The organism is Streptomyces sp. cmx-18-6, assembly GCF_046548915.1.
Classification (GTDB): domain Bacteria; phylum Actinomycetota; class Actinomycetes; order Streptomycetales; family Streptomycetaceae; genus Streptomyces.
In genome coordinates this window covers 49,527-75,612 of sequence record NZ_JAEBEP010000019.1, presented here as the reverse complement: position 1 = coordinate 75,612, position 26,086 = coordinate 49,527, and the positions used below count along the sequence as shown (strand labels likewise).

The following is a 26,086-nucleotide window of genomic DNA, read 5'->3' as shown; positions in this document are numbered from 1 at the left end:
CCGCCCGGCCGCCCGGTGCCGCGTGGCCCACGGGCCGTCAGGACACCCGCTCCGCGCGGTGCTTGACCGCCCGTAGCCGGACCTCGGCCGGGAGCTCGTCCAGACCGGCCGACTCCCGGGCGTGGGCCAGCGCTCCGTCCGTCACCGCGTGGAGCGCCTGCTCGGGGGCGGCGTCCGGCTCCATCAGCAGCCGGAGCCGGGCCTGCGGCGCGGTCCGGCGGCCGGTCAGGGCCGCCTTGGCCCGGGACACTCCGTCCACGCCGCCCGCCTCGTCGGCGAGCACGTTCTCCAGCGCCCGGCCGCGCACCCGCGCCCCTTCACCGTCGCCGCTGTCCACCAGCAGCTCGGACAGCCGGCCGCGGCGGAGCTGGGTGAGGAGCCACCACAGCGCCAGGACGACCAGCACGGCGAGGATCGCGATCACGGCCGGCCACCACCAGCCCTCGTCGCGCCAGCGGCCCCGGTCGGACGCGCTGAGCAGCACATCGCCCTTGCCGTCCCAGGGCCACCAGGACGGCAGGGACGCGCCGAGGCCCACGGCGAGGACCGCTCCGCCCACGGCGACCAGCAGGAGTCCGGCCAGGGCCAGCAGGACCCGGTTGACGGTGGAGCGCATGCCGCTCATCCCTTCTTCGCCGGACGGTGCACCTGGACGGAGAGGCCGGGCTGCTTCGCCAGGCCCAGCTCCTTGATGCCCGTCGCCAGTACGGTGTCCAGATCGGCGCGTACGTCGTCGAGCTCCCGGAAATGCGCGACCGCCCGGACCTTCGCCTTCTTGCGCCCCATCCGGACCCGGACGGACTGCACCCCGGGCACCTCCACGGCGCGGTCCCGCAGGACCAGGGCGGCGGCGTCGCGGTCGAGTCCGGCCCGTACGTCGGCGCGGTCGCGGCGCATCGGCAGCAGGCGGCGCAGCCCCGGGGTGAGGGCGAGCAGGAGCAGCCAGAGGCCGATCAGCGCGGCGACGCCGGCCCCGACGAGCACCGCGACGTCGTCGAGCTGCCGCTCCGCGAGGCCGTCCGCGAGGGAGCGCCGCCACTGCATGGCCGGCCGGCCGGCCCGTACGGCGGCGATGTCGTAGAGCAGCAGCCCGGCCGCGCCCAGGAGCACCAGGGCGAGCAGGGCGGCCGGGATCCGGCGGGCGGACCAGAAGCGGCCGGCCCGGCCGCCGCCGTCCCGTTCCAGGGTGGGCACCGGATCGTGGGCGGCGGAGGCCGCGCCCGGGTCGGGCCGGTGCGCGCCGTCGTGGTCCTGGTCCATCGTGGGCATCCGCCGGGTGGAGCCGGTGGGGTCGCCGGGTTCGGTCATCGGATCCTCCCCTGTGCGCCGCTCGCTCCTGCCGGGTGCAGCCGTTCGACCTGCACGGCCACCTCGGGCACGTCCATGCCCGCCAGGGCCTTGACCCGCTGGGCGACCCGGCTGCGTACGGCTCCGCACTGGCGGCCGATGTCGCAGGGGTAGCCGAGCTCCAGGCTGACCCGTACGCGGGCGGCGTCACGGTGCACGGTGACCGTGGCGCGCGGGGACGAGCCGCTCTCGGGCGCCTCGTCGACGGCTTCCTTCGCTGCCTGCGCGGCGATCTTGGCGACGACCCGGTCGGCGATCCGGGTCTCGCCCCGTTCGGCGGCGGCGACCCGCCCGGTCACCGCCGTCACCGTCGCCGGTCGCCGCGCTCGCGACTCCGGAAGAAGTCGCCGGGTTCCAGGTCACCGTCCGCGAAGCGGCCGGCGATGAAGCCGATCGCCCCCAGCGCGGCCACCAGGACGAACGCTCCGAACCCGCCGAAATACCCGGCGAAACCGAGCGCCATGCCGGCCAACAGACCGACCACAGCCATGCTCATCGTGACTCCTCAACTGCCGTTGGACGGTGTACAGGGGGAACTACTGGACGCGCTGCTGGTCTTCGTCGTCATCGTCGTCGTCCTCGTCGGGCAGCTTGACGTCGCTGACCGCGATGTTGACCTCGACGACTTCGAGGCCGGTCATGCGCTCGACCCCCGCGATGACGTTCTCGCGGACGTCGCGGGCGACGTCGGTGATCGCCACGCCGTACTCGACGACGATCTCCAGGTCGAGGGCCGCCTGGGACTCGCCGACCTCGGCCTTGACGCCACGGGTGACGGACTTGCCGCCGCCGGGGACCCGGTCGCGGACCGCGCCGAAGGTCCGGGAGATGCCGCTGCCCATCGCGTGCACGCCGGCCACGTCACGGGCGGCCATTCCGGCGATCTTCTCGACGACGCCGTCCGCGATGGTGGTACGGCCGCGGGTGCCGGGGTCGCCGCCGCCGCGCTTGCTCAGGGTGGACTTGCTCCGGTCGCCGCCGGAACCGCTGTCGGGGTTGTTGCGCTGGGAGGTCTCAGTCATCGCCGCTCTTCCCTTCGGGGGGCAGGGTTGGGACTTCCTCGCCCACGTTAAGTGCGCTTGCCCGGTCCCGCGCCACGGATACGGCAGGCTGGGGCGATGACTACGGAGCGGAGCCCGCAGAGGGCCGACGGATGGACAGCCGCGGTACGGCAGCGGCTCGGCCTGGGCAGATTGCTCCCCCTGGGGAGCGAGGCGGACGGCGCGTGGATCGCGGAGACGGCCGCGGCCTCGGTGCTGCGCGGGGCGGCGACCGGTCCCGGCGCGGTGCTCGGAACGCTGCGGATCGGGCCCGCCCTGGCGGCGACCGGCACGGAGACGACGGGTGCCGGGGCGCGAGCGGAGAGCCCGGCGGGGACGCCGGGCCCGGCTGCGCCCCCTCCCCCGCCCAGCGCCCTGCCGGCCGGGCCGCTGAGGATCGAGGCGGAGTTCTCGGCGGCCGGGGACCGGCCGCTGCCCGACACCGCGACGGCCCTGCGCGCGGCGCTCGTCGCGGCGGCTTCGACCCGGCTCGGCCTGGAGGTCGCGGAGGTGGACCTGCGGGTGACGGCATTGCTCGACGACGGTGCGCCCGATCAGGTGACGGGCCCGTCCGGCGGGTCCGCCTCGGTGCCGACCGCACAGGCCGAGGGGCCTGCCGGAACGGCCGCCGCCGGGGTCCCGGGCGTCGTCGCGCTGACCCGGGTCCTGGGCAGTGCGGTGCACACCGCCGCCGACCACGTCCGGATCGAGGTGGCGACGGCCGGGGACCGGCGGGCGCTCGACGTGGCCCGGTCGGTGCGTACGGCGGTGTCGGCCGCGCTGACGGACCGGCTGCCGGTGTCGGTGCTGGTCACCGAGGTGGTGGAGGGCGTCGGCGGCCGGGAGGAGGACGCCACCGGCTGAGGGGCGCCCGCCGCTCGGTCGGTGACGCCCGCCGGACGACGTCAGCCGGTGGCGCCCCGCCCGGACCGCGTCAGTCGGTGATGCCCGCCAGGTCGCGCAGCCTACGGCCCTGGGCGGCCCGTTCGGCGGTGCGCTGCTCCTCGTACGTACGCGAAAGGGCGCCGCTCAGCAGGGCCTTGGTCTCCACCACGGCGTCGCGCGGGGCCGAGATCAGCGCGGCGGCCAGGTCGCGGGCGGCCGCGTCGAGCTGGTCGGCGGGGACCACGAGGTTGGCGAGGCCGGTGCGCTCGGCCTCCTCGGCGTGCACGAACCTCCCGGTGGCGCAGATCTCCAGCGCGCGGGCGTACCCCACGAGGTTCACCAGGGGGTGGGTGCCCGTGAGGTCGGGGACGAGGCCGAGGCTGGTCTCGCGCATGGCGAACTGCACGTCCTCGGCGACGATCCGCAGGTCGCAGGCCAGGGCGAGCTGGAAGCCGGCGCCGATGGCATGGCCCTGGACGGTCGCGATCGACACGAGGTCGTTGCGACGCCACCAGGTGAACGCCTCCTGGTACGCGGCGATGGTCGCGTCGAGCTCGGCCTCGGGTCCGCGCGCCATGTCGAGGAAGGACGGCTCGCCGTCGAAGCCCTCGGGGGTGAACGCCTGCCGGTCGAGGCCCGCGGAGAAGGACTTGCCCTCGCCGCGCAGCACCACGACCCGGACCGTGCCGGGGAGCGCCCGTCCGGCTTCGGTCAACGCCCGCCACAGAGCGGGAGACTGGGCGTTGCGCTTGGCCGGGTTGGTGAGCGTCACCGTGGCGACCGCGTCGTCGACGGTGAGCCGTACGCCGTCCTTGTCGAGCACAGGGTCGAGCGAGGTCATGGGGGCGCCTCCGGATCGGGTGCGGTCAGCACTCAGAAATTAAGTGACTGAACAGTAACCACCCGGGCGGCCTCACGGTCGACCGGGTGGTCACCCACATTCCGATGAGCCCTCGACGCCTCCGGGGCGCTCAGGCCGAAGCGGCCTTCTTGCCCCGGGTGGCTCCGCCGCGTCCTCGCAGCGTCACTCCGGACTCGCTGAGCATCCGGTGGACGAACCCGTAGGAGCGGCCGGTTTCCTCGGCCAGCGCCCTGATGCTCGCACCGGAGTCGTACTTCTTCTTCAGGTCTGCCGCGAGCTTGTCACGCGCGGCGCCGGTCACCCGGCTGCCCTTCTTCAGAGTCTCGGCCACCCGTGCCTCCTCAATGGGAAGTGCGCTCTGGACTCTCATGATCACCCCTCCCGCGCTTCCTGGCCACCCATTCGGCAAGGTCGATGCGACCGGTTTCCGGGGCGAAGAGCTCTTCGACACAAACGGAAGCCGGTATTCCATGGGCTCCTGAGGGCACACCTGACCTACCGGCGAAAGAACCGGCAGGTCAGGGCCGTACGGGAAGGGGGTCGGCGGAAAGGGGCGCGCGGCGGGTGAGCGCCGGGCGCACCACCGCGGTACGAGACGCCCTCACGCAGATGGTGGATCACGCGTAGGCCGAATGATCTATCCGGAGAGGGTGAGGGCGAGCGTCCCGGACGGATCAGGCGAGGGCCACGAGGTCCCGGTAGTCGGCGCCCCAGAGGTCCTCGACGCCGTCCGGCAGCAGGATGATCCGCTCCGGCTGGAGCGCCTCGACCGCGCCCTCGTCGTGGGTGACGAGGACGACCGCGCCCTTGTAGGTGCGCAGCGCGCCGAGGATCTCCTCGCGGCTGGCGGGGTCGAGGTTGTTCGTCGGCTCGTCGAGCAGGAGCACGTTGGCGGAGGAGACGACCAGGGTCGCGAGGGCCAGCCGGGTCTTCTCGCCGCCGGAGAGCACCCCGGCCGGCTTGTCGACGTCGTCGCCGGAGAAGAGGAACGAGCCGAGCGTCTTGCGGACCGCGACCAGGTCGAGGTCGGGCGCGGCGGAGCGCATGTTCTCCAGGACCGTGCGCTCCGGGTCGAGGGTCTCGTGCTCCTGGGCGTAGTAGCCGAGCTTGAGGCCGTGGCCCTCGATGATCTGGCCGGTGTCGGGCTTCTCGGCCCCGCCGAGCAGCCGCAGCAGCGTGGTCTTGCCGGCGCCGTTGAGGCCGAGGATGACCACGCGGGAGCCCTTGTCGATGGCGAGGTCGACGTCGGTGAAGATCTCCAGCGAGCCGTACGACTTGGAGAGCCCTTCCGCCATCAGCGGGGTCTTGCCGCAGGGCGAGGGGTCGGGGAAGCGCAGCTTGGCGACCTTGTCGGAGACCCGTACGGCCTCCAGGCCCGAGAGCAGCCGGTCGGCGCGCTTGGCCATGTTCTGGGCGGCGACGGTCTTGGTGGCCTTGGCGCGCATCTTGTCGGCCTGCGCGTTGAGGGTCGCGGCCTTCTTCTCGGCGTTCTGGCGCTCGCGCTTGCGGCGCTTCTCGTCGGCCTCGCGCTGCTGCTGGTAGAGCTTCCAGCCCATGTTGTAGACGTCGATCTGCGAGCGGTTGGCGTCGAGGTAGAAGACCTTGTTGACGACGGTCTCGACGAGTTCGACGTCGTGGGAGATCACGACGAAGCCGCCGCGGTAGGTCTTGAGGTAGTCGCGCAGCCAGACGATCGAGTCCGCGTCGAGGTGGTTCGTCGGCTCGTCGAGGAGGAGGGTGTCGGCGTCCGAGAAGAGGATCCGGGCCAGCTCGACGCGGCGGCGCTGACCGCCGGAGAGCGTGTGCAGGGGCTGGCCGAGCACCCGGTCGGGCAGGCTGAGCGCGGCGGCGATGGTGGCGGCCTCCGCCTCGGCGGCGTACCCGCCCTTGGTGAGGAACTCCGTCTCCAGGCGCTCGTACTTCTTCATCGCCTTTTCACGGGTGGCGCCCTTGCCGTTCGCCATCCGCTCCTCGTTCTCGCGCATCTTGCGCAGGATCTCGTCGAGACCCCGGGCGGAGAGGATGCGGTCGCGGGCGAGGATCTCGAGGTCGCCGGTGCGCGGGTCCTGCGGGAGGTAGCCGACCTCGCCGGAGCGCGTGATGGCGCCGCCCGCGGGGGTGCCCTCGCCGGCGAGGCACTTGGTGAGGGTGGTCTTGCCCGCCCCGTTGCGGCCGACCAGGCCGATGCGGTCGCCCTTGGCGATGCGGAAGGAGGCGGACTCGATGAGGATGCGGGCGCCGGCGCGCAGCTCGATGCCGGAAGCGGTGATCACGGAAAAACTCCAGGGCGGACGGGACGGCGGAGGGACGAGGGCGGAGGTCTCTCGACGCCGCTAATGCGCAAGGAGAATGGCCATGGGCTCCATTCTACTGGCGGTGTGCAACTGCTTTTCCGCGTGCCCGCCGGGGGTAACCGTCCGATACTCGGCGCAGGGCCGCACCCCGCCGCCCGTCCCGAGCCGTGGGAGGTGCGAGCGTGCAGTTCGACGACGACGCCGATCTGGACACGTCCGAGGTCCAGGACGTGCGCGGCAGCCGGATTCCGGGCGGGCGGGCCACCGTGGGCGGCGGTGTCGTGGGGGTGATCGCCCTGATCCTGGCGCTGCTGTTCGGCGTCGGCCCCGATCAGCTCGGCCTCTCGTCGGACGGCTCGGATCCCGATCCGTCCGCGTCCTCGGCGGGGCAGGTCCAGGAGAGCTGTCTGAAGGGCCAGGACGCCAACAGCCGGGACGACTGCCGGACGGTGGCGGTGGTCAACAGCGTGCAGGACTTCTGGCGGCAGGAGTTCGAGCGGCGCGGCGGCGCGTACGGGGACGCCCGGACGGTCCTGTTCAGCGAGCGGGTGGGCACCGCGTGCGGGGCGGCGACCTCGGCCGTGGGGCCCTTCTACTGCCCCGGTGACAAGAAGGTCTATCTGGACCTGGGCTTCTTCGACGAGCTGCGGACGAAGTTCGGCTCCAGCGGCGGGCCGTTCGCCCAGGCGTATGTGGTGGCGCACGAGTACGGCCACCATGTGCAGAACCAGATGGGCACGCTGGGCCGGTCGCAGGACGGGCGGCGGGGCGCGGACAGCAACGCGGTGAAGGTGGAGTTGCAGGCCGACTGCTACGCCGGGGTCTGGGCGAACCACGCCACGACGACGCCGGACGAGTCGACGGGCCGGCCGCTGATCACGGAGCTGACCCGGGCGGACGTCCGGGACGGGCTGGACGCGGCGGCGGCGGTCGGGGACGACCGGATCCAGGAGAGGTTCCAGGGGCGGGTCACCCCGGAGTCCTGGACGCACGGCTCGTCCGCGCAGCGGCAGCAGTGGTTCTCCACCGGGTTCCGCACCGGCGACATGGCGCGGTGCGACACGTTCGCCTGAGCGGGACTCCGGCTGATTCGCCCGAGCGGGGCTCCGCCGGTTCGTCTGCGCCGGACTCCGGCTGGTTCGCCTGTGCCGGACCGGCTGATTCTCCTGCGCGGACCCCTGCCTGACCTGCGGTTATCTGTTCCGGGAGCGCGTTGTCAGTGCCCGGTGGAAGACTGAGACGCAGATCACAGCAGACGAGCGGCACGGATGGCGTGAGAGGTGAGGGCGATGGCAGGCGCGGCGAAGGGCGTTCCGACGATCTACCCGACCGTCCTGTACGAGGACGCGAAGGCCGCGATCAGGACGCTGACGGAGGGCCTCGGTTTCACCGAGGAGGCGGTCTACGAGGGCGAGGGGGGCACTGTGCTGCACGCCGAGCTGTCCTTGGGCAACGGCAGGGTGATGCTCGGTTCCAAGGGCCGGGAGGGCGTGTTCGCCCGGGCGATGGCGGGCGCGGGTCCGGCGGGGGTGTACGTGGTGGTGGACGAGGTCGACGAGCACCACGCCCGGGCGGTGGAGGCGGGTGTGGAGATCCTGATGCCGCCCACCGACCAGGACTACGGGTCGCGGGACTACATGGCGCGGGACGCCGAGGGCAACGTCTGGAGCTTCGGGACGTACGCCCCGGGGTCCGCGGACTGAGCGGCCCCCGGGGCGGGTGTCTCAGGCTCCGCCGGTGTGGACCTGGAACGCGGCCCGGCGGACCGCCTTGGCCAGGGCCGGGTCCGGGTGGGCGGCGGCCAGCGCGACCAAGACCTGCACGGTGCGCGGGTGGCCCACGGCCCTGACCTCGTCGAGCAGGGCCGGGACGGTGCCCTGGACGGCGGAGTCGAGGTGGCGCACCAGGAGCCCGGTCTCGCCGTGGTCGGCGACGGCGGCCGCGGTGTCGACCCAGAGCCAGGTGGCCTCCTCACGGCTGAGGATCTCCTGCGCGTCGTCCGGGTCCGCGCCCTCGTACTCGGCGAGCCAGAGCAGCGCGTACGGCCGCAGCGAGGGGTGGGTGAGAACGGCGCGGACCTCGGGCTCGGCGGACGCGCCGACGACCCGCAGCGCCTCGAAGGCCAGGCCCCGCAGCAGCGCGTCCTCTCCCCGGGCCACCGCCAGCAGTTCGGTGACGGCGCTGCCGACCGTACGGGCGGCGAGCCAGGCCCGGTATTCGTCGCGGGCCGGTCCGGGGGTGAGCCGGGCGCAGCCGAGCAGCATGTCGGCGGCGGACTGCTCGATGTTCCCGGCCGGGCTCTGGGCGGCGACGCAGATCTGTTCCAGCTTGACCCACACCGCCCAGTTGCCGAGGGGGGTGAGGGTGGCGTGCCCGCTGCCGAGGGTCAGCGCGCCGACCGCGGCGAGGCCCTCCAGCGCCCAGTCGAGCAGCAGGGCGTCGAGGTCGGCGCTCCGCTCCGGCACGGGGCCCCCGGTGGCGGGCCCGCTCGGACCGGCCGCCCTGCCCGCCCCGTACGGCACCTCGCAGCGCTCCTCGTGGAGCTCGGTGATGCGCTGGGCGAGGAGGTCGAGGAGAGCGGGTACGGGGACGGGGCCCGCGGAGAGCTGGAGGAGGGAGAGCACCTGGGGCACGGCCTCGACGGCTTCGGCCACCGCACCGGCCTCGACGCCCTCGGGCGCGGAGTGGACGAGCGACCAGGCGTCGAAGAGCGCCACCCAGCCGCGCAGGACGGCCGAGTCGTCCCGGTCCCAGGCGCGCAGCCGCCAGCCGGGGCGGGCGGTGTCGCCGTGCAGCTCGATGAGGCCGGCCAGCCGGGCCCGGTCCCAGCCCGCGCGCACCTGCGCCGGGGAGAGCTCCAGGGCGGTGGCGGCCCGCTCCAGGGCCTGGGCGGCGAGCGGGGCGGAGCTGCCGGGCGCGGGGGCGCCGGCGGCCCAGTGGGCGATGCGCACGGCATCGGCGAGGACCGCCCTGGCCTGGCGGGCCAGTTCGGGGCGGGGCGGGGTGCCCTCGGGCGGGCGGGGGGCCGGCCGGGTGCGCCGGGTGGACACGGCCCTGCGGGCGGTGGCGAGGGGTCGCGGGCGGACAAGTCGCAGCCTGGAGTCGCGCGGGGTACGGGACGTCACGGGGAGCAGTCTTGCCTCTGACGGCCCGAAAGCCCAAACGGAAGCCGATTCACCGGTGGCCGGAGGGTCCGCGCCGGGCGGTGGCCAAAGGGACCGATCCCCGCATCACCTCACATCAGGGGCGTGAGGAAGCGCCTGAGGGTCTCTTCGTAGCGGCCCGGGTCGGCGTTCCACATCGACGCATGCGGAGCCTGCGGTACGGCGTGGAGGGTGACCAGGTCCGGGCGGCGGGCGGCCAGCTCCCGGGAGGGCTGCCAGGGGGCGATGGTGTCGTCCGGGCCGTGGACGACCAGGGTCGGGGCGGGCAGCGCGGCGGCCAGGGAGGCGTCCAGGAGCGGGGCGGCGCTCATCCCGGTCCTGCCCTGGGCGGCGCGCACGGCCAGCGGCAGCAGGGCGGCGGGGACGCCCCGGGCGGCGGCCAGGGCGCGCAGCGTGGTCTGCCAGTCCAGGACCGGGGAGTCGAGGACGAGGCCGCTGACGCGGTCGCGGAGGGGGGAGTTCACGGCGGCGTGCAGGGCCATGGAGGCCCCGGTGGACCAGCCGTACAGGATGACGTCGCGGGCCCCGTAGCGCACGGCGAAGCGCATGGCGGCGTCCAGGTCGCGCCACTCGGACGCGCCGAGGTGGCCGAGGCCGTCGGCGGGGCGGGGGGCTCCGGCGTCTCCCCGGTAGGCGATGTCCAGCACGGGGAGGTGCTGTCCGTTCAGGAAGCCCATCAGGTTCATGGGGTGCGCGCGGGTGGCGCCGAGGCCGTGTGCGGTGATGACCCAGGTGTCGCGGTCGCCGGGGACCCACCAGGCGGGCAGTCCGCCGAGCTCGCCGGGGATCTCGACCTCGCGGTATTCCAGGCCGAGGGCGCTGCCGGGGTCGCCCCGGTGCAGTTCGGGGGTGAGGCGGACCTTGTCGCCCGGTTCCAGGACGCCCTCGACGACCCGCTCCAGCCTGCGGACGACGGTGTCGGCACTCGCCTCGGCCCCCTCGACGACGGGGCCGACCACCGCGTGGACGCCGTGGCCCGCGAGCCCGTACGTACCGGGCCGGAGCGCCGTGAAGGAGCGGGTCAGGGTGACCTGCCCGGCCGCCGTGGCGTGCACGGTGACTCTGCGGTCGGCGGGGAGGGGACGGCCTGGTGTCGCCTTGAGGGCGGCGTCGCTGGCGTACCGGCCGGCCGCGACCGCTGCCGCGCCGGCGCCGATGATCGTGGTGACGGCCGTTGCCGTCGCAGTTGCCGGGCGCACGGCTTCAGTGTCGTGGGCGGGGCGGCGCGATGCCAGTGGGCAGGGCCGTCCGGTGCGGCGGGCGGCGGCCGTCCGGTGCGGCGGGCGGCGCGTGGGGCGACGCCGGTCGGGGGTCGAGTCACGGGCCGGGCCCGGGCGTGTCGCGGGCCGGGCAGGGGTTGTCGTGGTGCGGACGGGGCTGCCGTGGTGCGGACGGGTCGTGGTGCGGGCCGGGCCCGGGCCGCGGGCCCCTCAGCCCGGTTGTCCGTACCCCTTGAGCGCCTCGGTCACCTCGGCCAGCTGGGCTTCGGTGAGCAGGGCCGGGGTGCGGCCCGGCAGCGAGCTCGCGGTGAGCCAGAGGCGGCAGAGCCACTCCAACTGGGCGGTGCGTTCGTATGCCTGGTCGAGGGTGTCGCCGTAGGTGACGGTGCCGTGGTTGGCCAGCAGGCAGCCGGTGCGGCCCCGGAGGGCGGCGAGCATGGCGTCGGCGAGCTCGGGGGTGCCGTAGCGGGCGTAGGCGGCGGTGCGGACGGGGCCGCCGAGGATGGCGGCCGCGTAGTGCACGAGCGGCACCTCGGGGACGAGGGTGGAGACGGCGGTGGCGTGGACCGCGTGGGTGTGGACCACGGCGGCGGCCCCGGTCTCCCGGTAGACCGCCAGGTGGAGGGGGAGTTCGCTGGTCGGCGCGAGCTTCCCGACGACCTGCCGACCGGCCAGGTCCACCCCGACCGCGTCGTCCGGTCCGAGCCGGTCGTAGGGCACCCCGCTGGGGGTCACCAGGACAAGGTCTCCGACCCGGGCCGACACATTGCCGGAGGTGCCGACGACCAGCCCGTCCGCGGCGCTGCGGCGGGCGGTGCCGACCACCTCCCGCCAGGCCCGGACGACCGGTTCCGGTTGCTGCTCGCTCATGGGGCGAGCCTAGGGCGTGTCCGGCGGACCAGGACCGGGTCCTGGTCCGCCGGACACGCCCTGGGGCCGCACGGCCGAAACCGGGACGTCATGCCCCGGAGTGACGGGGATCTCCTCCGGGGCCGAGCGCGGGTCAAAAACTTCGCCAACGGGCCGTAAAGGGCAGACCAGACAGCGCCCCACCAGCACCCCGCCGCCCCTCCACGCACAAGCGGACGCACCGCACTCCGGTTGGGGTCACCACAGCGCCCCGTTCAGTTCATCTTCCGTTCACCCAGGTTGCCTACGGTCCACGAGCCACTGACGTCGAACGATTGCCTGGGTAAATGGAACACATCACGCTGCTGCTCGCGATTGTTGTCGTGACAGCTCTCGTGTTCGATTTCACGAACGGTTTCCACGACACCGCCAACGCGATGGCCACCACCATCTCGACCGGCGCACTGAAGCCCAAGACAGCGGTGGCCATGTCCGCCGTTCTCAACCTCATCGGCGCGTTCCTGTCAGTGGAGGTCGCCAAGACGATCTCCGGCGGGATCGTCAACGAGAACGGCCTCAGAACCGAGGTCATCTTCGCGGCGCTCGTCGGCGCCATCCTGTGGAATCTGCTGACCTGGCTGGTCGGCCTGCCCTCCAGCTCCTCCCACGCACTGTTCGGCGGCCTGATCGGCGCGGCCGTCATGTCGGCCGGCTGGTCCTCGATCAACGGCGGCACCGTCGTCACCAAGGTGCTGCTGCCCGCGATCGCCGCCCCGCTGGTCGCCGGTCTCGCCGCGATGCTGGCCACGAAGCTGACGTACCGCATCAACCGGAACGTCACCGACCCGAACCAGCTCAAGTCGACGGCCAAGGGCTACCGGGCCGGACAGATCGCCTCGGCCGGTCTCGTCTCGCTCGCCCACGGCACCAACGACGCCCAGAAGACGATGGGCATCATCACCCTGGCCCTGGTCACCGGCGGCGTCCTCGCCCCCGGCTCCAACCCGCCGATGTGGGTCATCGTCTCCGCCGGCGTCGCCATCGCGCTCGGCACCTACCTCGGTGGCTGGCGCATCATCCGCACCATGGGCAAGGGCCTCACGGACCTCCAGCCGCCGCAGGGCTTCGCCGCCCAGACCAGCGCGGCGACGGTCATCCTGGCCTCCTCGCACCTCGGCTTCTCGCTCTCCACCACGCAGTCCTGCTCCGGGGCCGTGATGGGCGCGGGCCTCGGCCGCAAGGGCGGCGTGGTCCGCTGGTCCACCGCCACCCGGATGTTCGTCGCCTGGGGCCTGACGCTCCCGGCCGCGGGGCTGGTCGGCGCGGGCGCCGAGTTCCTCACCAAGCAGGGCCCGTGGGGCATCGCCGTCACCGCGATCCTGCTGGTCGGCGGCTCCTTCGCCATCTGGCTGGCCTCGCGCCGCCAGCCGGTCGACCACACCAACGTCAACGACACGGCCGACGGCGAGCCCCAGGAAATCGTCACCACGGCGATCGCCGCGGTCCAGCCGCCGCCCATCGGCACCCACCCCACCGACCTCATGACCACCATCCCGGCTCCGGCGCCGGCGCCCGACGACACGGCGCGGCCCTCGGCCACGGTGTAAGGACAGATCCGTATGAAAATCGACTGGGCAGCTCTCGCCTCCGTCTTCGGTGTCAGTCTCGTGGTCACCGTCGCGCTGGTCGGCCTCTTCACCGTGGGCATCGTCGCCCTCTCCAAGTTGTCGGCCACGTCCGGCAGCAGCGCCTCCGGCGGTTCGGCGGCGCTCGCGCGCACCGGCGCGTACGCCTCCTTCGCGCTGTGCGTGGCGGCGGTCGCGTACGGGATCTATCTGATCGTCGCCTGACCCGCGCCACCGCACTCCTTCGGGCCGGACACACCACCGTGTGTCCGGCCCGATGTGCGTCTGCGCACACCGGCCCTCCGCAGGTCAACAGCAAGTTGACGGCCGTTCTCGCAGCGTGGTGGACTGCCGGAGCCAATCACGGCGACAGCAGAGGAAGCCGGTGCGAATCCGGCGCGGTCCCGCCACTGTCACCGGGGAGCACTCCCCCACACCGGATGTCACGGCCCTCGCCACGCGGGCTGGAAGGCCGGGGGAACTGCGGATCCGGAAGCCAGGAGACTCTCGTCGCCGCTCACGTCGAACCAGGGCGCGGACCCTGAGTTAAGGACTTATCGCCATGCCTGGCCGCCGAGCGCCGCATCCCGTGTCCCCTCACGCCGGAACGCCCCGACCCGCGGCGGGCTGACGCGTGCGTGCCGACCGCGTCTTCGCGTACGGCGCCACGGCCGGGCTGATCGCCGACGCCCTGCTCGGCGACCCGCGCCGGGGGCACCCGGTGGCCGGTTTCGGCCGGGCCGCCGGGCGCGTGGAGTCCGTGCTGTGGCGTGACGACCGGGGCCGGGGCGCGCTGCACGCCCTCGTGTGCGCCGGAGGCGCTGCGGGGGCCGCCGCGCTGGCCGCCCGTGCCGTACGGGACCGGCCCGCGCTCGCCGTCGCGCTGACGGCCGTCACCGCCTGGTCGGTCGTCGGCGGTACGTCGCTGGGCAGGGAGGCCCGCGCCATCGGGGGCGCGCTGGCCGCCGGTGACCTGGAGGTGGCCCGGGAGCGGCTGCCGCATCTGTGCGGGCGCGATCCGCATTCCCTGGACGGGCCGCAGATCGCCCGCGCCGTCGTGGAGTCGGTCGCCGAGAACACCTCCGACGCCGTCGTCGGCGCGCTCGTGTGGGGTGCGATCGGCGGGGTGCCGGGGCTCGTCGGGTTCCGGGCCGTGAACACGCTCGACGCGATGGTGGGCCACAAGTCGCCCCGGTACCGGCGCTACGGCTGGGCCTCCGCGCGGCTGGACGACCTCGCGGGGTGGCCCGGGGCCCGGCTGACGGCCGCGCTGGCCGTGGTGGGCGGCGGGCGGCCCTCGGAGGCCGTACGCGCCTGGAAGGCGGACGCGGGCCGTCACCCGAGCCCCAACGCGGGACCGGTCGAGGCCGCGTTCGCGGGGGCGCTCGGCGTACGGCTCGGCGGGACGCTGGCGTACGCGGGGCGCGTCGAGCACCGGCCGGTGCTGAACGGGGAGTCGGGCCGGGACGTCCGGAGTCTTGACATCGAGCGCGCGGTGCGGCTGTCGCGCCGGGTGGGTGCGCTGGCCCTCGGGGTGTGCGTGGCGGGTCGGCTGCTCGCGGGACACGTGATCGCGCGCCGGACGGGCGCGGGGCGAACAGGCGCGGGACGGAAGCGGGGACGGGCATGAGCGGCGGGCTGCTGGTCGCGGGGACCACCTCGGACGCGGGCAAGAGCGTCGTCACGGCGGGCATCTGCCGCTGGCTGGTGCGCCGGGGTGTGAAGGTCGCGCCGTTCAAGGCGCAGAACATGTCCCTCAACTCCTTCGTGACCCGCGAGGGCGCGGAGATCGGGCGCGCCCAGGCCATGCAGGCGCAGGCCGCCCGGGTGGAGCCGACCGCGCTGATGAACCCGGTGCTGCTGAAGCCCGGCAGCGACCGCTCCAGCCAGGTCGTCCTGATGGGCAGGCCGGTGGGCGAGATGAGCGCCCGGGGCTACCACGGCGGCCGGCAGGAGGCGCTGCTCGGCACGGTCGTGGACTGCCTGGAGCAGCTCCGGTCGGCCTATGACGCGGTGATCTGCGAGGGGGCGGGCTCGCCCGCGGAGATCAACCTGCGGCGGACGGACATCGTGAACATGGGGATCGCACGGGCCGCGCGGTTTCCCGTGCTGGTGGTCGGGGACATCGACCGGGGCGGGGTCTTCGCCTCGTTCTTCGGGACCACGGCGCTGCTGAGCGCGGAGGACCAGTCGCTGGTCGCGGGGTACCTGGTGAACAAGTTCCGGGGTGACGTCTCGCTGCTGGAGCCGGGGCTGGACATGCTGTACGGGCTGACCGGGCGGCGGACGTACGGGGTGCTGCCGTACGCCCACGGGCTCGGCATCGACGAGGAGGACGGCCTGCGGGTGTCCCTGCGGGGCGCGGTCCGGGAGTCGGTCGTGGCTCCCCCGCACGGCGAGGACGTGTTGCGGATCGCGGTCTGCGCGGTGCCGTTGATGTCCAACTTCACGGACGTGGACGCGCTGGCCGCCGAACCGGGCGTCGTCGTGCGGTTCGTGGACCGGGCCGACGAGCTGGCCGACGCGGACCTGGTCATCGTGCCCGGCACGCGCGGCACGGTGAAGGCGCTGGCCTGGCTGCGCGAGCGGGGGCTCGCGGACGCCCTGGTGCGGCGGGCGGCGGAGGGCCGGCCGGTGCTCGGGATCTGCGGCGGGTTCCAGGTGCTCGGGGAGCGCATCGAGGACGAGGTGGAGTCGCGGGCGGGGGTCGTGGACGGGCTGGGGCTGCTGCCCGTGCGGGTGCGGTTCGACCGGGCCAAGACGCTGGCGCGGCCGGTGGGTTCGGCGCTCGGGGAGCCGGTGGAGGGGTACGAGATCCACCACGGGGTGGCCGATGTGCGGGGCGGTGAACCGTTCCTGGACGGGTGCCGGGTGGGGGCGGTGTGGGGGACGCACTGGCACGGGTCGCTGGAGAGCGATGGGTTCCGGCGGCGGTTCCTGGGGGAGGTGGCGCGGGCTGCCGGGCGGCGGTTCGTGGCCGCGCCGGACACCAGGTTCGGGGTGCTGCGGGAGGAGCAGTTGGATCGGCTGGGGGATCTGGTGGAGGAGCATGCGGATACGGATGCGTTGTGGCGGTTGATCGAGGGGGGTGCGCCTTCGGGGTTGCCGTTTGTGCCGCCGGGGGCGCCGGGGTCGAGCGCGGGTGCGGCGGAGAGCCGGGGCGCCGCCCCGGACCCCGCTCCTCAATCGCCGGAGGGGCTTGATGTCGCCGGGTCCGCCGGAATCGGCCCGACCGCGGAAGCCGAGACCAAGAAGCTTGATTTCGCCAGGCCCGCCGGAATCGGCCCGACCTCAGAGGCCCAGGCCGAGGGGCTTGAGTTTGCCGGGTCCGCCGGAATCGGCCCGACCTCGGAGGCCGAGGCCGAGGGGCTTGAGTTGGCCGGGTCCGCTGGAGCAGTGCTCGACGCGACCGGTCGCGTAGAAGCTGAAGAGCATGTCAACGAGGAGGCCCAGTGAGTACGCCGTATCCTTTCACCGCGATCGTCGGGCAGGACGACCTGCGGCTCGGGCTGTTGCTGAACGCCGTCAGTCCGGCGGTCGGCGGTGTGCTCGTGCGGGGTGAGAAGGGGACCGCCAAGTCCACCGCCGTCCGTGCGCTGGCCGCGCTCATGCCCGAGGTCTCCGTCGTGCCGGGGTGCCGGTTCTCCTGTGACCCCGCATCGCCCGATCCGGCGTGTCCCGATGGCCCCCACGCCGAGGCCGCCGGTGTGTCGCGCCCGGCGCGGACCGTGGAGCTGCCCGTCGGCGCTTCCGAGGACCGGCTCGTGGGGGCGCTGGACATCGAGCGGGCGCTCTCGGAGGGCGTGAAGGCGTTCGAGCCGGGGCTCCTGGCCGACGCGCATCGCGGGATCCTGTACGTCGACGAGGTCAACCTCCTCCACGACCACCTGGTGGACCTGCTGCTGGACGCGGCCGCCATGGGCGCCTCGTACGTCGAGCGCGAAGGCGTCTCCGTACGGCATGCGGCACGGTTCCTGCTGGTCGGGACGATGAACCCGGAAGAGGGCGAGCTGCGGCCGCAGTTGCTGGACCGGTTCGGGCTGACCGTCGAGGTCGCCGCCTCCCGGGACACCGACGAGCGGGTGGAGGTCGTACGGCGTCGGCTCGCGTACGACGACGATCCCGAGGGCTTCGCCGCGCGCTGGGCCGGGGAGGAGAGCGCCCTGCGGGAGCGCATCGCCGCCGCGCGCGCCCTGCTGCCCCGTGTCGTGCTCGGAGACGGCGTGTTGCGGCAGATCGCCGCGACCTGCGCCGCGTTCGAGGTCGACGGGATGCGGGCCGACATCGTGATGGCCCGCACCGCGACCGCGCTCGCCGCCTGGGCCGGGCGCGAGGAGGTGAGCGCCGACGACGTACGCCAGGCCGCGCTGCTGGCGCTCCCCCACCGGCGTCGCCGCAACCCCTTCGACGCGCCGGGGTTGGACGAGGACAAGCTCGACCAGACCCTGGACGAGGCTTCCGGGGACCAGGGGCAGGACAGCGACCCGGGCGATGACGATCCGGACCCCGGCCCCGATGGCGGCGGCGGTGGAGGCGGTGGTGTGCCGCCGCAGGCCGATGGCGACCGCACTCCGCCGCCGGCCTCGGAAGGCGGCGACACGCCGTCGCAGGCCCCTGAAGGGAGCCCCGACGCGCCCGGCAGGTCCGCCGGGGCCGAGCAGCGGCCGGTGGCGTCCGCCGAGCCGTTCCGTACGAAGATGCTCAGCGTGCCCGGGCTGGGCGAGGGGGCGGCCGGGCGGCGCTCCCGGGCCCGTACCGAGCACGGCCGTACCACCGGCGCGCGCCGCCCGCAGGGGTCGCTGACCAAGCTGCACCTGGCCGCCACCGTGCAGGCCGCCGCCCCGCACCAGCGTGCGCGCGGGCGCTCGGGGCGCGGGCTCGTGGTGCGCCGGGACGATCTGCGGCAGGCGACCCGGGAGGGGCGGGAGGGCAACCTCGTGCTGTTCGTCGTGGACGCGTCCGGGTCGATGGCGGCCCGGCAGCGGATGAGCGCGGTCAAGGGGGCCGTGCTGTCGCTGCTGCTGGACGCCTACCAGCGGCGGGACAAGGTCGGGCTGGTCACCTTCCGGGGCAAGGAGGCGGAGGTGGCGCTGCCGCCGACCTCGTCCGTGGACGCGGCCGCCTCCCGTCTGGAGTCGCTGCCGACCGGGGGGCGCACTCCGCTCGCGGCCGGGCTGCTGAAGGCCCATGACGTGCTGCGGGTGGAGCGGTTGCGCGATCCGTCGCGCCGGCCCCTGCTCGTCGTCGTCACGGACGGGCGGGCGACCGGCGGGCCCGAGCCGGTGGCGCTCGCGGGGCGGGCGGCTCGGCTGCACCGGGCCGAGGGCACGGCCTCGGTCGTCGTGGACTGCGAGTCGGGGTACGTACGCCTCGGCCTCGCCGGGGAGTTGGCCCGGGAGTTGGGAGGCACGGCCGTCACGCTCGACGAGTTGCGGGCCGACTCGATCGCCGGGCTCGTCAAGGACGTCACCGCAGCCGGGAGGGCCGCTTAATGCCGCAGGGACAGCCGACATCGGTGCCGGACGACGGGCTCACCACCCGTCAGCGGCGCAACCGCCCGCTCCTGTTCGTCCACACGGGCCTAGGGAAGGGCAAGTCGACCGCCGCCTTCGGGCTCGCGCTGCGCGCCTGGAACCAGGGCTGGCCGATCGGGGTGTTCCAGTTCGTGAAGTCGGCGAAGTGGAAGGTCGGCGAGGAGAACGCGCTGAAGGTGCTGGGCGCGAGCGGCGAGGGCGGCACGGTCGACTGGCACAAGATGGGCGAGGGCTGGTCCTGGGTCCAGCGCGACGGGCAGCTCGACAACGAGGAGAAGGCCCGCGAGGGGTGGGAGCAGGTCAAGCGCGACCTGGCGGCCGAGACGTACAAGCTGTATGTGCTCGACGAGTTCGCCTATCCGCTGCACTGGGGCTGGATCGACACCGACGAGGTCGTCGAGGTGATGCGGAACCGGCCCGGCGCCCAGCACGTGGTGATCACCGGCCGCAACGCGCCGGACGCGCTCATCGAGGCCGCCGACCTGGTGACCGACATGTCGAAGGTCAAGCACCCGATGGACGCGGGGCAGAAGGGCCAGAGGGGCATCGAGTGGTGAGCACGCCCCGTCTGGTCATCGCCGCTCCGGCCTCCGGCAGCGGCAAGACCACCGTCGCCACCGGTCTGATGGCCGCCTTCGCCGCGCGCGGGCTCGCCGTCTCGCCGCACAAGGTGGGTCCGGACTACATCGATCCCGGCTACCACTCGCTGGCGACGGGCCGCCCCGGCCGCAACCTCGACGCGTACATGTGCGGGACGGATCTCGTCGCCCCGCTGTTCGCGCACGGGTCGGCGGGGTGCGACCTCGCCGTGGTCGAGGGCGTGATGGGGCTGTACGACGGCGCCTCGGGGCAGGGGGAGCTGGCGTCGACCGCGCAGGTGGCGAAGCTGCTGAAGGCTCCCGTGGTGCTGGTGGTCGACGCCTCCTCGCAGTCCCGGTCGGTGGCGGCCCTGGTGCACGGGTTCGCCTCCTGGGACCCTCAGGTGCGGATCGGCGGGGTGATCCTGAACAAGGTGGCCTCCGACCGGCACGAGGCGCTGTTGCGGGACGCGTTGGACGAGTCGGGCCTCCCGGTGCTGGGCGTGCTGCGGCGAGCGCCTCAGGTGGCGACGCCCTCGCGGCACCTGGGGCTGGTCCCGGTGGCCGAGCGGCAGGGCGACGCGGTGGACGCCGTACGCGCCATGGGCGAGCGGGTGCGCGCCGGGTGCGACCTGGACGCGCTGATGGCGCTGGCGCGGACCGCGCCCGCGCTGCCGGACGAGCCGTGGGAACCGGCGTACGCCCCCGCGCAGGGGCCTCGCCCCGTCGTCGCCGTGGCCGGCGGGGCGGCGTTCACGTTCGCGTACGCGGAGCACACCGAGCTGCTGGCGGCGGCCGGCGCGGAGGTCGTGGTCTTCGACCCGCTGCGGGACGAGAAGCTGCCGGTGGGGACGGCGGGGCTGGTGATCGGCGGCGGGTTCCCGGAGATGTACGCCCCCGAGCTGTCGGCCAACGAGCCGCTGCGGCGGGCGATCACGGAACTGTCCCTGAGCGGCGCACCGGTGGCCGCCGAGTGCGCGGGGCTGCTGTATCTGGCGCGGGAGCTGGACGGGAAGCCGATGTGCGGGGTGCTGGACGCCGAGGCGCGGATGTCGGAGCGGCTCACGCTCGGCTACCGGCAGGCGGTGGCGGTCTCGGACAGCCCGCTGGCGGCGGCCGGGACCCGGATGCGGGGGCACGAGTTCCACCGGACGGTGCTGGAGCCGGGGGCCGGGCCGGTGCCCGCGTGGGGCATGCACCAGCCGGAGCGGCGGGTGGAGGGGTACGTCCAGCGGGGCGTGCACGCGAGCTATCTGCACACCCACTGGGCGGCGTCGCCCGGGGTCGCCCGGAGGTTCGTCGAGCACTGCCGGGCCCGGTGAGCGACCCGCCCGCGTCCGGTGCGGCGGCGCACGCGGCGCGGTGAGGAGCGGTGAAGCGCGGTGAAGCGCGGTGAGGCGCGGTGAGGCGCGGTGAGGCGCACAACGGCGTACGCGCGGCTCACTCCGCGATGCCCACGACCAGCCAGATGAAGCCCACGCCCCCGATGGTGCAGAGAAGGGTGGAACGGGCGGGATGGGTGTGGTGTGCCTCGGGAAGAATCTCCGCAGCGGCCAGGTAGAGCAGGGCTCCGCCGAAGAATCCGAGATAGCCGCCGAGCAGTTCCTCCGGAAGGGTGAACAGCAGCGTCGTCGCGGCACCCACGACCGGTGCCGCGGCAGCCGCGAACAGCATCAGGAGCGCCTTGCGGCGGGCGTTCCCGTAAAGACTGGTGAGGGTGTACGTGTTGAATCCGTCGGCGAAGTCATGACTGATCACCGCCAGGGCGACGGCCACGCCCATGGCCCCGCTGACCTGGAAGGCCGCGCCGAGCGCGATGCCGTCCATCAGGCTGTGGCCGACCATCGCGGCGGCCGCCGTCAGCCCCACCTGCGGGACGCGTTCGCCGCTCGCCCCGTGTGCCACCTGGCGTACGGCGAGCAGCCCCTCGACCAGATGGGCCACCAGGAAGCCGCCGACGAACAGCAGCAGGGCGGCCGGCACGCCGAACACCGGGCGGCCCGCGGCCTCCATCGCCTCCGGCAGGAGGTCCAGGCCGACCACGCCGAGCATCAGCCCGCCCGCGAAGCCGAGCACCAGATGGCGGCGGTCGGTGACGCGTTGCGCGACCCAGCCGCCGGCCAGAGTCATCAGGAACGCGCCGAGCGCGACGAACACCGCCATGGGCTCTTGCTAGTCGATCGAACCGGTCGACCGCATCTCAGGGTGTCCTTACCCGTGCCCCTGTCCTTACCCGTGTCCCTGCCCCTGCCCCTGCCGGTGTCCCTGCCTTTACCGGTACACCTGCCCGTGCCCCTGCCTGTGTCCCTGCCCGTGTCCCGGCCCGTGACGGCCTCACCCGCCCGTACGACGAACCGTGCGACCGCCGGATCCGTGACCGTATACGGAACGGCTCCCCCACCGCCTGATGTGACAGCCGCTTGAAAGGCAGGCTCCGCCATGACGAGAATCCCCCCTCCAGGAATCCGCCCATGACCGGAGCCTCCGCCCGCCCCGCCCCTCTCGCCCCCGAGCCCGGCGCGCGGAACCTGGTCGTCGGGGTCGGCGCGCGCCGGGGTGCGCCGCTCGACGAGGTGTTCGGCCTGATCGAGGAGACGCTGCGGAGCGCCGGACTGCGCACCGCCGACGTCGTGGAGCTGGCGACCGTCGAGGCGAAGGCGGACGAGCCGGGCATCGTGGGGGCCGCCGCCCGGCTCGGGGTGCCCGTGCGGGCGCATCCGGCGGCGGCGCTGGCGGCCGTGCGCGTGCCGAACCCCTCGGGTGCTCCGGCCGCCGCCGTGGGCACGGCGTCGGTCGCGGAGGCGGCGGCGCTGATCGACGCGGACGAACTGGTGGTGGAGAAGTCCGTCGCGCCGGGGGCGACCTGTGCGGTGGCGCGCCGGTTTCCGGCCGTCCTCGCGCCTTTCCCTGTTTCCGGCGAGAAAACTTCCCCCCCGCTCGTGACGGAAGGCCCGCGTCCGTTCACCATGGCAGCCATGAATCCCCCCACGCAGAACATCGAGAGCGCCGGGCCCGACCTGCGCCACCACGGTGACGCGGAGGTGCGCGGCGAGAATCTGACCGATCTCGCCGTGAACGTCCGTACCCATACGCCGCCGGAGTGGCTGCGGCAGCGGATAGCCGCCTCGCTCGTGTCGCTGGCCGCCTACCCGGACGGCACCGCGGCCCGGGCGGCGGTCGCCGAGCGGCACGGACTGCCGGTGGACCGCGTCCTGTTGACGGCGGGCGCGGCCGAGGCGTTCGTGCTGATCGCCCGGGCGCTCCCGGTCCGGCATCCGGTGGTCGTGCATCCGCAGTTCACCGAGCCGGAGGCGGCGCTGCGGGCGGCCGGGCACGGGGTGGGGCGGGTGCTGCTGCGGGCGGAGGACGGCTTCCGGCTCGATCCGGCGGCGGTGCCCGATGAGGCGGACCTCGTGGTGGTCGGCAACCCGACCAACCCGACGTCCGTGCTGCACCCGGCGGCCCTGCTGGAGCGGCTGGCCAGACCGGGGCGGACGCTGGTGGTGGACGAGGCGTTCATGGACGTCGTGCCGGGCGAGCGCGAGGCGTTGTGCGGCCGTACGGACATCCCGGGGCTGGTCGTGCTGCGCAGCCTCACCAAGACGTGGGGGCTGGCGGGGCTGCGGATCGGTTACGTGCTGGCCGATCCGGAGACCGTCGCGCTGCTCGCCGACGCGCAGCCGCTGTGGCCGGTGTCGTCCCCGGCGCTGGCGGCGGCCCAGGCGTGCATGGAGCCTAGGGCGCTGGTGGAGGCGGCGCAGGCGGCGGACCGGATCACCGTGGACCGGGCCCATCTGCTGGCCGGGCTCGCGGAGTTCAGCGAGGTGGAGGCGGTCGAGGAGGCCCGGGGGCCGTTCGTCCTGGTCCGGCTGGAGCGGGCGGCGGAGGTCCGTGAGCGGCTGCGGCTGCTGGGTTTCGCGGCCCGGCGCGGCGATACGTTCCCGGGGCTCGGGCCGCGGTGGCTGCGGCTCGCGGTGCGCGACCGGGCCACCACCAACCGCTTCCTCCAGGCCCTGGACCAGGCCGTCCAGGCGCTGCCCGCGCGAACGGGGCGCTGAGGGAGGCTTCATCGCGAAGGAGGCTTCCCTCCGGGGCTTCCCCGGGAGGCTTCCTCACGAGGGGGCCTCGCGAGGAAGCCTCCCGGCCCGTCACGGGGCGGCGTCCGTACGATGGAACGCCGCCCCGCAAGGGCCCGTGGCCGGGATCAGCTCTGGCTGCTGCCGCGCCTGCGCGCGACCACCGTGGCGCCCGCGCCGACCGCCAGCAGCAGGACCGCGCCGCCCGCGATGTACGGGGTGGAGGAGCTGCCGCCGGTCTCGGCGAGGTTCGCCGTGGCGGGGGCCTTGCCGGCGTCGGAGCCGGTCTGCGGCTTCACATCGGGGCCGTCGTCGCCCGGCTTCTCGGGCGTGTGCGGCTTCTTCGGCTCCTTCGGGGTCTCGCAGGTCGCCCCGGCCAGCGTGATCTCACCCTCCACCTCGGCCACGTTGAGTTCGAGCGGGTTCACCGCGACCTTGAGGCGGAGCGCGGTCGCCGCGGCCGTGCGCGAGGTGGTCTCCGTATGCGACAGGTCGAGCGTCACCTCGCCCACGCCGGGCACCGCCACCCGGGTCGGGCCGCCCGCGCTCAGCGTCACCTTCTTGCCGAGCACCGAGACCTGGCCGAGCACGTTCGACTCGGCGACGGGCTCCTCGCCGACCTCGCAGAGCGCCTTGGAGGTCACCTTCTCGACCTCGATGAGCGAGAGCAGCGGCAGTCCGGGGACATGGACGCGGGCCTTCGCCAGGTTGGTGTACCCCTCGGCCTTCTTCTCGTCGACGGTGGCGTTCGCGGTGGCCACGTCGGCGCGCAGGACGTTGACCGGCGCTCCGCCCTCCACCCCGTCCAGGTTCACGGTGAGCGCGGTCCGCTCGGCGCTGGCCGGGGCCTGCACCTCGTTGAGCGCGACCTTGAGGGGTACAAGGACGGACTTGTTGAGAAGGGACACGTCGAGCCCGGTGCGGAGCACGACCGCGCTCGCCCTGCCCTCGCCGCCGGTGGCGGGCGTCGCCGGGGCCGCCTGCGCGGGGACGGCCGCGGCGAGCAGGGCGACGGGAGCGGCGACGGCCGCCAGGGCAGCACGACGGAAGGTGTTGCTGTTCACGATGGTGGAACCCCCACAGGAGACATGGAGCCACCGGTGCCGTCAATGGGGGACATCGCGTGCACCGGTGGCCTCGACTCCGTGAATCTTTACGCACTGAGGGTGAACCGGCGGATACCTGAGGTGAGTTCACCCCAAAGGGGGGTTTCCGCGCGCATATTCGAATCTTTCGGCACGTACGTTTGCCGGTGTCACCCCTTCCCCACGGAACGGGCCGAACAGCGTGCGACTGCGCCGGAGCGTGCGCGGAAGTGCTTCAACGAGCGGGGACCGGGTCCGTCACTGCCTGTCAACACAGCGCCGCCTCACCCGATCACCCGCCCGTTCAGCACGATGTGGCGCGGGGCCGCCAGCACCCGGACGTCCGCGCGCGGGTCCTCGTCGTACACGACCAGGTCCGCCGGTGCGCCCTCCTCCAGCCCCGGCCGCCCCAGCCAGCGCCTGGCTCCCCACGCGGTGGCGGACAGCGCCTCCAGGGGCGGGATGCCCGCCTTCACCAGCTCCGCGACCTCGCCCGCGACCAGGCCGTGCGCCAGCGAGCCGCCCGCGTCGGTGCCGACGTAGACCGGGATGCCGGCGTCGTACGCGTTGCGCACGGTGTCGTAGCGGCGCTCGTACAGCCGGCGCATATGGGCGGACCAGCGGGGGAACTTGGCCTCGCCGCCCGCCGCGAGGTCCGGGAACGTGGCGATGTTGACCAGCGTCGGGACGATCGCGACGCCGCGCTCCGCGAAGAGCGGGATGGTGTCATCGGTCAGCCCGGTGGCGTGCTCGACGCAGTCGATGCCCGCCTCCACCAGATCGCGCAGCGCGGCCTCCGCGAAGCAGTGCGCGGTGACCCGGGCCCCCAGCCGGTGCGCCTCCGCGATGGCCGCCTCGACCTCGCCGCGCGGCCAGCAGGCGGTCAGGTCGCCCGCGTCCCGGTCGATCCAGTCCCCCACCAGCTTGACCCAGCCGTCGCCGCGCCGGGCCTCCCGGGCGACGTGGGCGACGAGGTCGCCGGGCTCGATCTCATGGGCGTAGTTGCGGATGTAGCGGCGGGTCCTGGCGATGTGGCGGCCGGCCCGGATGATCTTGGGCAGGTCCTCGCGGTCGTCGATCCAGCGGGTGTCCGAGGGCGATCCGGCGTCCCGGATGAGCAGCGTTCCGGCCTCCCGGTCGGTCAGCGCCTGTTGCTCGGCGGTCGCCGCGTCGACCGGGCCGTGCCGGTCCAGGCCGACATGGCAGTGCGCGTCGACCAGGCCGGGCAGCGCCCAGCCCGTGACGGTCCGCGCCCCGTCCGCGCCCGGCGGCCGGTCGAAGGCGATCCGTCCGTCCACGGCCCACAGTTCGTCGCGCACCTCGTCCGGGCCGACGAGGACCCGTCCCTTCACCCGCAGCACCCGCTGCCCCTCCCGGTCACGCACCTGATCACTCATAGGCGGCACTGTACGAGGCCCTCGATAGGCTGCCGGGGGTGTCCGGAGGGACCCGCCCGACCGTCGACCGGCCGACCGACCGCCGGCTGACCGACTACCGACCGCCAACCGGCCGACCGACTGCAGGCCG

The 26,086-nt window shown here is 74.0% G+C and carries 25 protein-coding genes and 1 riboswitch; of the genes, 11 read left to right on the top strand and 14 right to left on the bottom strand.

Annotation, left to right across the window (positions count from 1 at the left end; all coding sequences use genetic code 11):
- Positions 1 to 37: 37 nt before the first annotated feature.
- From amaP to ACLJPL_RS31515, 5 genes are read right to left on the bottom strand one after another with little or no spacing between them, the layout of a single operon-like run.
- On the bottom strand, positions 38 to 616 hold the full coding sequence (gene amaP, locus ACLJPL_RS31535) for an alkaline shock response membrane anchor protein AmaP (RefSeq protein WP_411084412.1): 579 nt from the start codon (positions 614 to 616) through the stop codon (positions 38 to 40).
- A 5-nt stretch (positions 617 to 621) separates the two neighbouring features.
- Complete coding sequence (locus ACLJPL_RS31530; RefSeq protein WP_411084372.1) at positions 622 to 1,308, bottom strand: DUF6286 domain-containing protein; 687 nt, start codon at positions 1,306 to 1,308, stop codon at positions 622 to 624.
- Positions 1,305 to 1,655, bottom strand: a complete 351-nt coding sequence (locus tag ACLJPL_RS31525; RefSeq protein WP_411084371.1) for a hypothetical protein — start codon at positions 1,653 to 1,655, stop codon at positions 1,305 to 1,307. Before ACLJPL_RS31525 ends, ACLJPL_RS31530 begins: the two co-directional genes overlap by 4 nt.
- Positions 1,652 to 1,843 carry a hypothetical protein gene (locus ACLJPL_RS31520; RefSeq protein WP_411084370.1) on the bottom strand — a complete coding sequence of 64 codons (192 nt, stop codon included), beginning with the start codon at positions 1,841 to 1,843 and terminating at the stop codon, positions 1,652 to 1,654. The genes ACLJPL_RS31525 and ACLJPL_RS31520 overlap by 4 nt, the downstream gene beginning before the upstream one ends.
- Before the next feature lie 40 nt (positions 1,844 to 1,883).
- Positions 1,884 to 2,369 (bottom strand): Asp23/Gls24 family envelope stress response protein, encoded by a 486-nt coding sequence (locus tag ACLJPL_RS31515; RefSeq protein WP_411084369.1) that lies wholly within the window; start codon positions 2,367 to 2,369, stop codon positions 1,884 to 1,886.
- A 96-nt stretch (positions 2,370 to 2,465) separates the two neighbouring features.
- Between ACLJPL_RS31515 and ACLJPL_RS31510 the strand changes: the two genes are divergently transcribed.
- Positions 2,466 to 3,251, top strand: a complete 786-nt coding sequence (locus tag ACLJPL_RS31510) for a hypothetical protein (RefSeq protein WP_411084368.1) — start codon at positions 2,466 to 2,468, stop codon at positions 3,249 to 3,251.
- A gap of 70 nt (positions 3,252 to 3,321) precedes the next feature.
- On the opposite strand, the gene ACLJPL_RS31505 is transcribed toward ACLJPL_RS31510, so the two are convergent.
- The 3 genes from ACLJPL_RS31505 to ACLJPL_RS31495 form a co-directional block, all read right to left on the bottom strand.
- The gene (locus tag ACLJPL_RS31505; protein ID WP_411084367.1) at positions 3,322 to 4,113 is read right to left on the bottom strand and encodes an enoyl-CoA hydratase/isomerase family protein; all 792 of its coding nucleotides are present in this window, start codon (positions 4,111 to 4,113) and stop codon (positions 3,322 to 3,324) included.
- Between the two features lie 130 nt (positions 4,114 to 4,243).
- On the bottom strand, positions 4,244 to 4,465 hold the full coding sequence (locus ACLJPL_RS31500; RefSeq protein ID WP_006123601.1) for a helix-turn-helix domain-containing protein: 222 nt from the start codon (positions 4,463 to 4,465) through the stop codon (positions 4,244 to 4,246).
- 343 nt (positions 4,466 to 4,808) lie between these two features.
- The gene (locus tag ACLJPL_RS31495) at positions 4,809 to 6,407 is read right to left on the bottom strand and encodes an ABC-F family ATP-binding cassette domain-containing protein (RefSeq protein WP_411084366.1); all 1,599 of its coding nucleotides are present in this window, start codon (positions 6,405 to 6,407) and stop codon (positions 4,809 to 4,811) included.
- 203 nt (positions 6,408 to 6,610) lie between these two features.
- On the opposite strand from ACLJPL_RS31495, the gene ACLJPL_RS31490 reads away from it, so the two are divergent.
- Both ACLJPL_RS31490 and ACLJPL_RS31485 read left to right on the top strand, forming a co-directional pair.
- The gene (locus ACLJPL_RS31490) at positions 6,611 to 7,501 is read left to right on the top strand and encodes a neutral zinc metallopeptidase (RefSeq protein WP_411084365.1); all 891 of its coding nucleotides are present in this window, start codon (positions 6,611 to 6,613) and stop codon (positions 7,499 to 7,501) included.
- 216 nt (positions 7,502 to 7,717) lie between these two features.
- Entirely contained in the window at positions 7,718 to 8,131 is a 414-nt protein-coding gene (locus ACLJPL_RS31485; RefSeq protein WP_411084364.1) for a VOC family protein, read from the top strand.
- A 21-nt stretch (positions 8,132 to 8,152) separates the two neighbouring features.
- On the opposite strand, the gene ACLJPL_RS31480 is transcribed toward ACLJPL_RS31485, so the two are convergent.
- The 3 genes from ACLJPL_RS31480 to ACLJPL_RS31470 all read right to left on the bottom strand — a co-directional run bounded on the left by ACLJPL_RS31480 (position 8,153) and on the right by ACLJPL_RS31470 (position 11,682).
- Positions 8,153 to 9,478, bottom strand: coding sequence for a hypothetical protein (locus ACLJPL_RS31480; protein ID WP_411084411.1), 1,326 nt, complete (start codon positions 9,476 to 9,478; stop codon positions 8,153 to 8,155).
- 185 nt (positions 9,479 to 9,663) lie between these two features.
- Positions 9,664 to 10,791, bottom strand: coding sequence for an alpha/beta hydrolase (locus ACLJPL_RS31475; protein ID WP_411084363.1), 1,128 nt, complete (start codon positions 10,789 to 10,791; stop codon positions 9,664 to 9,666).
- Positions 10,792 to 11,022: 231 nt separating this feature from the next.
- The gene (locus tag ACLJPL_RS31470) at positions 11,023 to 11,682 is read right to left on the bottom strand and encodes a class II aldolase/adducin family protein (protein WP_411084362.1); all 660 of its coding nucleotides are present in this window, start codon (positions 11,680 to 11,682) and stop codon (positions 11,023 to 11,025) included.
- A 326-nt stretch (positions 11,683 to 12,008) separates the two neighbouring features.
- Here ACLJPL_RS31470 and ACLJPL_RS31465 point away from each other — a divergent pair, with 326 nt between their 5' ends.
- The 7 genes from ACLJPL_RS31465 to ACLJPL_RS31435 all read left to right on the top strand — a co-directional run bounded on the left by ACLJPL_RS31465 (position 12,009) and on the right by ACLJPL_RS31435 (position 20,720).
- Entirely contained in the window at positions 12,009 to 13,268 is a 1,260-nt protein-coding gene (locus tag ACLJPL_RS31465; protein ID WP_411084361.1) for an anion permease, read from the top strand.
- A 12-nt stretch (positions 13,269 to 13,280) separates the two neighbouring features.
- Positions 13,281 to 13,511 carry a hypothetical protein gene (locus ACLJPL_RS31460; protein ID WP_411084360.1) on the top strand — a complete coding sequence of 77 codons (231 nt, stop codon included), beginning with the start codon at positions 13,281 to 13,283 and terminating at the stop codon, positions 13,509 to 13,511.
- A gap of 149 nt (positions 13,512 to 13,660) precedes the next feature.
- Positions 13,661 to 13,793, top strand: a riboswitch (cobalamin riboswitch).
- A gap of 127 nt (positions 13,794 to 13,920) precedes the next feature.
- Complete coding sequence (locus ACLJPL_RS31455; protein ID WP_411084359.1) at positions 13,921 to 14,916, top strand: cobalamin biosynthesis protein; 996 nt, start codon at positions 13,921 to 13,923, stop codon at positions 14,914 to 14,916.
- Positions 14,913 to 16,742: a cobyric acid synthase gene (locus ACLJPL_RS31450; RefSeq protein ID WP_411084358.1), complete on the top strand. Its 1,830-nt coding sequence runs from the start codon at positions 14,913 to 14,915 to the stop codon at positions 16,740 to 16,742. The genes ACLJPL_RS31455 and ACLJPL_RS31450 overlap by 4 nt, the downstream gene beginning before the upstream one ends.
- A complete protein-coding gene (locus ACLJPL_RS31445) occupies positions 16,739 to 18,778 on the top strand; it encodes a putative cobaltochelatase (protein WP_411084357.1) in 2,040 nt (679 codons plus the stop codon). The genes ACLJPL_RS31450 and ACLJPL_RS31445 overlap by 4 nt, the downstream gene beginning before the upstream one ends.
- Positions 18,778 to 19,377, top strand: a complete 600-nt coding sequence (gene cobO / locus ACLJPL_RS31440) for a cob(I)yrinic acid a,c-diamide adenosyltransferase (RefSeq protein ID WP_411084356.1) — start codon at positions 18,778 to 18,780, stop codon at positions 19,375 to 19,377. Before ACLJPL_RS31445 ends, cobO begins: the two co-directional genes overlap by 1 nt.
- Positions 19,371 to 20,720, top strand: coding sequence for a cobyrinate a,c-diamide synthase (locus ACLJPL_RS31435; RefSeq protein WP_411084355.1), 1,350 nt, complete (start codon positions 19,371 to 19,373; stop codon positions 20,718 to 20,720). The genes cobO and ACLJPL_RS31435 overlap by 7 nt, the downstream gene beginning before the upstream one ends.
- A gap of 118 nt (positions 20,721 to 20,838) precedes the next feature.
- Here the strand turns inward: ACLJPL_RS31435 and ACLJPL_RS31430 are convergent, their stop codons facing one another.
- A complete protein-coding gene (locus ACLJPL_RS31430) occupies positions 20,839 to 21,561 on the bottom strand; it encodes a ZIP family metal transporter (protein ID WP_411084354.1) in 723 nt (240 codons plus the stop codon).
- 308 nt (positions 21,562 to 21,869) lie between these two features.
- Between ACLJPL_RS31430 and cobC the strand changes: the two genes are divergently transcribed.
- Positions 21,870 to 23,456: an Rv2231c family pyridoxal phosphate-dependent protein CobC gene (gene cobC, locus ACLJPL_RS31425; protein ID WP_411084353.1), complete on the top strand. Its 1,587-nt coding sequence runs from the start codon at positions 21,870 to 21,872 to the stop codon at positions 23,454 to 23,456.
- Positions 23,457 to 23,602: 146 nt separating this feature from the next.
- On the opposite strand, the gene ACLJPL_RS31420 is transcribed toward cobC, so the two are convergent.
- The gene (locus ACLJPL_RS31420; RefSeq protein WP_411084352.1) at positions 23,603 to 24,538 is read right to left on the bottom strand and encodes an SCO1860 family LAETG-anchored protein; all 936 of its coding nucleotides are present in this window, start codon (positions 24,536 to 24,538) and stop codon (positions 23,603 to 23,605) included.
- Between the two features lie 305 nt (positions 24,539 to 24,843).
- On the bottom strand, positions 24,844 to 25,920 hold the full coding sequence (locus ACLJPL_RS31415) for an amidohydrolase family protein (protein WP_411084410.1): 1,077 nt from the start codon (positions 25,918 to 25,920) through the stop codon (positions 24,844 to 24,846).
- Between the last annotated feature and the right edge of the window lie 166 nt (positions 25,921 to 26,086).

What these genes read in the sequence shown, in the direction of transcription:
- ACLJPL_RS31470 (WP_411084362.1), bottom strand. Translation starts at nt 11,682, where the DNA reads ATGAGCGAGCAGCAACCGGAACCGGTCGTCCGGGCCTGGCGGGAGGTG.
- ACLJPL_RS31515 (WP_411084369.1), bottom strand. Translation starts at nt 2,369, where the DNA reads ATGACTGAGACCTCCCAGCGCAACAACCCCGACAGCGGTTCCGGCGGC.
- ACLJPL_RS31430 (WP_411084354.1), bottom strand. Translation starts at nt 21,561, where the DNA reads ATGGCGGTGTTCGTCGCGCTCGGCGCGTTCCTGATGACTCTGGCCGGC.
- ACLJPL_RS31450 (WP_411084358.1), top strand. Translation starts at nt 14,913, where the DNA reads ATGAGCGGCGGGCTGCTGGTCGCGGGGACCACCTCGGACGCGGGCAAG.
- cobC (WP_411084353.1), top strand. Translation starts at nt 21,870, where the DNA reads ATGACCGGAGCCTCCGCCCGCCCCGCCCCTCTCGCCCCCGAGCCCGGC.
- ACLJPL_RS31505 (WP_411084367.1), bottom strand. Translation starts at nt 4,113, where the DNA reads ATGACCTCGCTCGACCCTGTGCTCGACAAGGACGGCGTACGGCTCACC.
- cobO (WP_411084356.1), top strand. Translation starts at nt 18,778, where the DNA reads ATGCCGCAGGGACAGCCGACATCGGTGCCGGACGACGGGCTCACCACC.
- ACLJPL_RS31520 (WP_411084370.1), bottom strand. Translation starts at nt 1,843, where the DNA reads ATGAGCATGGCTGTGGTCGGTCTGTTGGCCGGCATGGCGCTCGGTTTC.
- ACLJPL_RS31485 (WP_411084364.1), top strand. Translation starts at nt 7,718, where the DNA reads ATGGCAGGCGCGGCGAAGGGCGTTCCGACGATCTACCCGACCGTCCTG.
- ACLJPL_RS31465 (WP_411084361.1), top strand. Translation starts at nt 12,009, where the DNA reads ATGGAACACATCACGCTGCTGCTCGCGATTGTTGTCGTGACAGCTCTC.
- ACLJPL_RS31530 (WP_411084372.1), bottom strand. Translation starts at nt 1,308, where the DNA reads ATGACCGAACCCGGCGACCCCACCGGCTCCACCCGGCGGATGCCCACG.
- amaP (WP_411084412.1), bottom strand. Translation starts at nt 616, where the DNA reads ATGCGCTCCACCGTCAACCGGGTCCTGCTGGCCCTGGCCGGACTCCTG.
- ACLJPL_RS31510 (WP_411084368.1), top strand. Translation starts at nt 2,466, where the DNA reads ATGACTACGGAGCGGAGCCCGCAGAGGGCCGACGGATGGACAGCCGCG.
- ACLJPL_RS31460 (WP_411084360.1), top strand. Translation starts at nt 13,281, where the DNA reads ATGAAAATCGACTGGGCAGCTCTCGCCTCCGTCTTCGGTGTCAGTCTC.